This window comes from Nocardia wallacei (assembly GCF_029868745.1).
Taxonomy (GTDB): domain Bacteria; phylum Actinomycetota; class Actinomycetes; order Mycobacteriales; family Mycobacteriaceae; genus Nocardia; species Nocardia wallacei_B.
On record NZ_JARWOP010000008.1, the window covers coordinates 1 to 6,752 of the forward strand.

The 6,752-nt window shown below is 66.8% G+C and carries 6 protein-coding genes; 1 reads left to right on the top strand and 5 read right to left on the bottom strand.

What is annotated here, in order from left to right; translation table 11 throughout:
• Positions 1-143: 143 nt before the first annotated feature.
• From QH470_RS00135 to QH470_RS00155, 5 genes are read right to left on the bottom strand one after another with little or no spacing between them, the layout of a single operon-like run.
• Positions 144-1,139, bottom strand: coding sequence for an MCE family protein (locus QH470_RS00135; protein ID WP_280270168.1), 996 nt, complete (start codon positions 1,137-1,139; stop codon positions 144-146).
• Complete coding sequence (locus QH470_RS00140; protein WP_280270164.1) at positions 1,139-2,167, bottom strand: MCE family protein; 1,029 nt, start codon at positions 2,165-2,167, stop codon at positions 1,139-1,141. The genes QH470_RS00135 and QH470_RS00140 overlap by 1 nt, the downstream gene beginning before the upstream one ends.
• Entirely contained in the window at positions 2,164-3,675 is a 1,512-nt protein-coding gene (locus QH470_RS00145; protein WP_280270165.1) for an MCE family protein, read from the bottom strand. The genes QH470_RS00140 and QH470_RS00145 overlap by 4 nt, the downstream gene beginning before the upstream one ends.
• Before the next feature lie 10 nt (positions 3,676-3,685).
• Complete coding sequence (locus QH470_RS00150) at positions 3,686-4,549, bottom strand: ABC transporter permease (RefSeq protein ID WP_280270166.1); 864 nt, start codon at positions 4,547-4,549, stop codon at positions 3,686-3,688.
• 4 nt (positions 4,550-4,553) lie between these two features.
• The gene (locus QH470_RS00155) at positions 4,554-5,372 is read right to left on the bottom strand and encodes an MlaE family ABC transporter permease (RefSeq protein ID WP_280270167.1); all 819 of its coding nucleotides are present in this window, start codon (positions 5,370-5,372) and stop codon (positions 4,554-4,556) included.
• Between the two features lie 559 nt (positions 5,373-5,931).
• On the opposite strand from QH470_RS00155, the gene QH470_RS00160 reads away from it, so the two are divergent.
• The gene (locus tag QH470_RS00160; RefSeq protein WP_280270169.1) at positions 5,932-6,597 is read left to right on the top strand and encodes a chymotrypsin family serine protease; all 666 of its coding nucleotides are present in this window, start codon (positions 5,932-5,934) and stop codon (positions 6,595-6,597) included.
• The last annotated feature ends 155 nt before the right edge of the window (positions 6,598-6,752 follow it).

Genomic DNA, 6,752 nt, shown 5'->3' on the forward strand with positions numbered 1-6,752 from the left:
CCCCCCGCTTTTTCGCCCCCCGGCCGGTGGGGGGGGGGCGCGCCCCCCCCCCCCCCCCCCCCCCCCCCCCCCCACGACCGAACAACTGCCGATCGCCAGCGCCGCCACACCGAGCACCGCCACCTTCGCGGCCCGCATCACTGTCATCCCTGGCACCCCTCGTGAATTCGCGCGAAGCACAACCAGTTGTCCGGGAACAGCCACGGCAGGCCGACCTCGCCGTAGGGGCCGTTACCGAGCGCGTTGTTCAGCCCGCGGATGCCCACCGGCATGATCTGCAGCAACCGGTCCAGGTTGTCCTTGTTCTTCTGCAGGCCCTCGGCCATGGTGTTCAGCTGCTCGATGGTCGGGCCGAGCTGATTGTCGTTCTCGGCGCCGATCTCCTGCAGCTGCTTGGTCAGCGACGCGATGTTGTCGAGCAGCTGGCGCAGCAGGGTCTGCCGTTCCATCACCCGGCTCGCGATCGCCTGGCCCTGGGTGATCACCAGCAGCACGCTGTTGCGGTTGTCGCCGAGGATCGTGGTGACCCGGTCGAGATCCTTGAGCAGCTGGTCGACCTGGTCGCGGCGATCGTTGATGGTCTTGGCCAGCGCGCCGACGCTGTCGAGCGCCTGCGCGGTCAGCTGCGGCTGCCCGTTGATCTGGTCGCCGATCACCTGGAACGACTCGGCCAGCTTCTTGGTGTCGAGCGCTTCGAACTTCGGCGTGCCGATCTGCACCACGTCGGCCAGGTCGTACGGAACCTGGGTGTTGTTCTTCGGGATTCGCTTGCCCTTCAGACCGGAGCCGTCGCCCGGATCCAGGTTGATGTAGCGAGCGCCGAGCAGGGTGGCCATCTTGATCGAGGCCTTGGCGTCCGGACCCAGCTTCACATCGTTGTTCACCTGCAGGGTGAGCAGCACGTGGTCGCCCTCGAGTTCGGCGCCGGACACATTGCCCACGGACACGCCGGACACGTTGACCTTGTCACCGACCCGCACACCGGCGGTCTGGGCGAATTCCGCCTTGATGTCCTGGGTGCCGACGCCCAGCTTCTTGTAACCGCTGGAGGCGATCAGCAGCACCACGATGAGCACCGCGCCGAGCACGCCCAGCCAGAAGTAGCGATTGTTGTCGAACCGGTTCTTGAGCTTGGTCATCATGGCCGGCACACCGCCGATTGCGAGTGGCCGCCGATCTGGGTGAGCAGACCGCGGGGGAGCAGGATGTTGTAGAGCGAGACGTCCAGGCTGCAGATGTAGGCCGACGCGTAGGCGCCGTTCTGCGTGAACTTACCGAGATCGGCCATGATGTTCGGCATGTCCACGGCGGCCTGGTCGAGCTTGGCGCCGTTCTCGATCAACAGGGTCAGCGCGTCGGTGGTGGAGCGCTGCGCCTGCGCCAGCTTCGGCTGGACCTGTCCGACCATGTTCACCAATCCCGTAGTGGCGTCGGCGATCTGCACCGTCGACTGCTGCAGTGACTGGCCCTGGTCGTACAGCCCGCCGATGAGCGCGCGGGTCTGGGTCACCAATGTCTCCAATTCGTCGCCCCGTGTGGCCAGGCCCTGCATCGTCGCCGAGAGGTTCGTAATGACGTCGGCGAGGATGGCGTCGCGGCGCTGGAAGTCGCCCGCCAGCGCGGCCGCCTGGGTGAGGAAGGTGCTCAGCGACACCCCGTCACCCTGCAGGGCCTGGATGAACGTGGTGGACAGGTTGTTCACCTGCTCCGGCTGCAGCACCTGGAACAGCGGCTGAAAGCCGTTGAGCAGACCCGAGATATCGAAGGACGGCTCGGTCTGGTCCAGCGGGATCGAACCCTTGTTCCGCAGCGGCGAGGCGTCGCCCTTGCTGCCGGGCGCGAGCGCCACGTAGCGCTGCCCGATCAGGTTCTGATACCGCACCAGGGCCTTGGTGTTGCCGAACAGCGTCTGGTTGTCCTGCACCACGAAGGTGACCTTGGCCTTGTGCTGACCGTCGAGCTCGATCTTCTCTACCTTGCCGACCCGCACCCCGGCCATCCGGACATCGTCGTTGACCCGCAGTCCGAGCACATCGCTGAAGGTCGCGGAGTAGGTCTTGGTGGAACCGGAGACGTTGCGCGCCAATGTATTCCATACCAGAACCGTCACCAGGACCGACACGATCGCGAAGATCCCGAAGCCGATCAGCGGCTTGCGAATGCTCATCGGGCTGCACCGCTTTCGGTGACTTGCAAGGTTCCACCCCTCAGGATCGAGCTCAGCAGCAGGTATTCGGCGGTGGTGGGTTTGCGGCCCAGCAGGGCCGTGACAGCGGCGTCACCGGTGTACGAACCGGCGATCGGCGCGGCGGCCGGATGGGTCGCCGTGGCCGCCGGGTCGGCGGCCGGTTCGGCGGCAGGCTGTGGCTGCACCGGGGCGGGCGCGGGCGCCGGGGCGGCGCCCGGAAGGAACTGCTGGAACAGCCCGCCCAGCGGCGTGCCCGCGAACGGGTTGAGCGGCTGCGGACCCGTGGGCTGCGCCGTCTGCTCGGGGTTCAGGCCCGGCAGGGCGGGCAGGCCCGGCATCGGGACCGCGGGCGGCAGGCCCTGCGCGGCGTCCAGCGCGCGCGGCTTCATCGACTCCGGCAGCGGCGGCAGCTCGGCCACCTCGGGCGCGGTGTAGCAGCTGGGCGCCGCCATCTCGCCGTAGCGCGGGCAGTCCGACCGGTCGTACGGCTTGTACGGGGTGAACGTGATGCCCAGGTTCCACACCATCTGCCGCTGCGGACCCCAGTGGAAGGTGGTGTTCAGCTGGCGGACCGAACGGTTGAGGCTGGCGATTGCCTGCGGGATGGCCGCTGGGTCGGAGGCCAGCGCGCCGAACATGTCGCTGGTGCCGGCGGTGATCGACTTGCCGAGGTCGGGGTTGCGCGCGAACAGCGCGTTGACCTTGTCGACGGTGCCGGATGTGCCGGCGAGCAGATCGGCCAGCTGCTGGCGCTTGTCGGAGATGGTCTGCGCGGTCTTCACCGAATCGGCCAGCACCCCGACCAGTTCCGGCGCCGACTGGTTGAGCGCGTGGAAGGAAGAGGAGAAGTCGTTCAGGGTCTGGTCGACGTTCGGCACCGCGCCGCGCACCTGGGTCAGCCAGTTGTCCAGCCGCTCGACCGTCGAGCCGGGCACCCGGGAACCGCCCTCGAGTGAATAGGACAGGGTGCTCAGCACGCGGCCCAGCTGCACCGGGTCGATCTTGTCGAGAATGGCGCGGACCGTGGTGAGGGTGTCCTGCAGGGCGATGGTGCCCTCGCTGCGGTCCTCCGGGATCTGCGAACCGGCGTGCAGGGAGCCTTCGTCGGGGCCGTTGTAGACCAGTTCGACGGAGGTGACCGCGAACAGGTTGCTGGGCACCACGCGGGCGGTGACGTTGGCCGGAATCTGGTCGATGTACTCCGGCTTCATCTCCAGGTTCACTTGCTGCAGTTCGCCTTTGGCGGCCACCGAGACTTCCTTGACGGCGCCCACCAGCACGCCGCGGAACTTCACGTCGGCGTTCTCGGGCAGGCCGTCACCGGTGGTGGTCATGTTGGCGGTCACCTTGACGACCGAATGCAGGATCTTGCCCTGGTAGCGCGCCATCAGGAAGACCAGAATCAGCGCGAAGACGGTCAGCCCGCAGGCGCCGGCGATGAGCAATTGCCGCATCGTCGGTCCGCGGCCACTCGGATCGATGATCATCTGCTGCCCCCTACCCCGAGATCCTGATGCCCGGGTTGATGCCCCAGACCGCCAAGGTGATGAACAGGTCGGCGAATACGACCGCGATGATGCACAGCTTGATGGCGCGACCGGCCGCGACACCCACGCCCTCCGGGCCGCCGGAGGCGAAGAACCCGTAGTAGCACTGGATGAACGTCGTGATCGCCACGAATACGATCGCCTTCAGCAACGACCACAGCACGTCGTGCGGGATCAGGAACTGATAGAAGTAGTGCTGGAAGGTGCCGGTGGCGGTGCCGCCGATCAGCTGCACGGTCAGCGAGCAGGTGATGTAGGCGAACGGCAGGGCCAGGCAGTACAGCGGGATGATCGCGATCATCGCCGCGATCATGCGGGTGCTGACCAGATACGGCAGCGGCCGGATCGCCTGCGACTCCAGCGCGTCGATCTCCTCGGAGATGCGCATGGCGCCCAGCTGCGCGGTGAATCGACAGCCCGCCTGCGAGGCGAACGCCACCGTGGCGAGCATCGGCCCGAGTTCGCGCGTGGTGGCGAAGGCCGAGACCGCGCCGGTGATCGGACCGAGCCCGAGCAGGTTCAGCGAGTTGTAGCCCTGGATGCCGACGGTCATGCCGCCGAACGCGCTGAGGATCAGCACCACGCCGATGGTGCCGCCGCCGACGACGATATTTCCGTTGCCCCAGGTGACATCCGAGAGCAGGCGCCACACTTCCTTCGGATAGTGCTTGAGCGCCAACGGCATAGAGCCGATCGACCGCAGGAAGAAGAACACCTGGTGACCGATGCGCGCCAGCCAGTCGCGCGGCGCGGTGGCCGACGACCGGATCCGCTGAAATGGCCGCAGTAGCGGCGGTACATAGGTTGACGACACCAGCTCAGACCATCTGTGAGGGGAACAGGGTGTTGTAGATCTGCGTGATGATCAGATTCACACCGAACAACATCACCGAGGACAGCACCACGGCCGTATTCACCGCATTGGCGACGCCACCGGGGCCGCCGCGGGCGTTCAGCCCGGAATCGCACGCGATGATCGCGGCGAGCAGGCCGAAGATGAGGGACTTCAGCAGCGCGGCAATCAGATCCGCGACCACGGCGAAGGAGGAGAACGTACCGATATAGGAGCCCGGCGTGCCGTTCTGGGCGAAGACGTTGAAGACGTAGCCGGTGATGAAACCGACGAACACGACGAAGCCGCACAGCAGCACCGACACCAGCATGGCCGCGCCCAGCCGCGGGGCGACCAGCCGCCGCAGCGGGTCGACGCCCATCACCCGCATCGCGTCGATCTCCTCGCGGATGGTGCGCGAGCCCAGATCGGCACAGATGGCCGAGCCGACGGCGCCCGCGATCATCAGCGAGGTGACCAGCGGCGCGCCCTGCTGGATGATGCCCAGGCCGTTCGCGGCGCCGATGAACGAGGTCGCGCCGACCTGTCCCGCCACGGAGCCGACCTGGATGGAGACGATGACGCCGATCGGGATGGCGACGAGCAGGGTGGGGGCGGCGGCGACGCTCGCCATGAATGCGCACTGCCGGACGAACTCGCCGAAGGGGAACCGGCGCCGGAAGATACTCACGAACAACTCGGCCACGGCGGCGATGCCCATGGTGATCTGGCGACCGAAGGTCTCCAGTGAGCGCTTGGGATGGTCCTGCCAGTACGTCTTGGTCCAGTCGACCGCCCCGCTCATCCGTGACTCCGCCGGCGGACTGTTGGTGAACTGCACTGACTAACCCCTCTCGACGCCGGTTACCTGCCCCGGCGACTGTTTGCTTGACGCACCTTACTACGGAGTTAGGAGAAACACACCATAATGTGTGGCTGGTGTCATAGACGCAGATCACGCCCCTATGCGGGCTGTGATCCGTGACATGAAGTTGTGTTGAGCCACAATGAACACAGCATTTTTCTAGAACGAGTTACAGTTTCCTGAACCGATGCCCAACTTCCCTCCTCGTGTAATTTCCCGGAGTGAATTAATCGTAATTAGCGGCTCGACTCGAATCCTTCGCAAAGGCTATCCGCGACGCGGCGTGCTGTGCCGTCATCGTCGCCGGGGTGTCGCGACACGCGACGCGCCGGTCGACGAGGGCGAACCGAGGAGACCGCCGACCCCCGCCGTAACGGCGCGAACCGGGCTGTCGATCCGGGTATCGAGGCGGCAGTACGGAGCGCGCCCGGGCACGAATACTGACAGGATGTAGTACTACATGGCTGATATCGTGCGGACTTCCGACGTCTGGAGGGACATGTTCAACAAACTCGCCAGGGTGGCTCAGGCCGCCTTCGCCGTCGCCGTGGGTACGGCACTGCTCGGGACGGGGGCGGGCGTCGCGCACGCGGACCCCGGGCCGGTGATCGGCGGTGGTTCGGGAATCATCATCGACAATCAGTTCGAGTGCACGGTCACCACCATCGGCCACGACGCGGCGGGGCGCCTGGTCGGCTTGACCGCCGGACACTGTGGCGAGGCGGGCTCGAAGGTGTGGGCCGAGCAGGATCGCGGCGCCGGGGAGATCGGCACCTTCGCCTACTCCAATCACGAGCTGGATTACGCGGTCATCGAATTCAACAGCAAGGTCGTTCCGGTCAACCGGATCGGCAATGTCACCATCGGCGCCGTCGGAGCGCCCGCGCAGTTCCCGATGATCGCCTGCAAGGAGGGCCGCACCACCGGCAACACCTGCGGCATCACCTGGGGTGACATCTTCCAGACCGACGAGACGTGGACCCAGATGTGCGTCGTGGAGGGCGATTCCGGCGCACCCGTGGTCATCGGCAACACCCTGGTGGCCATGGTGAACGCCTACCTGGCGGTGGCCTGCTTCGGGCCCGAGGTCGGCACCAACATGAGCGCGATCATGGCCGACATGAACAACCGCGGCCGCACCGGCGCGGGCTACGCGCCGATCTGATCGGAAGTCGTACGGCGATCCGCGGGGGGGGGGGGGTTACTAACCCCCCACCCGGGCGGGCGGGGCGCGCACGGGGGCACGGCGGACCCGGGCCGCCCCCCGGAGGGCGGGCAACGGCCCGTGGCGGCCCCCCCCGCCGCCGCAGCCCCCGGCGG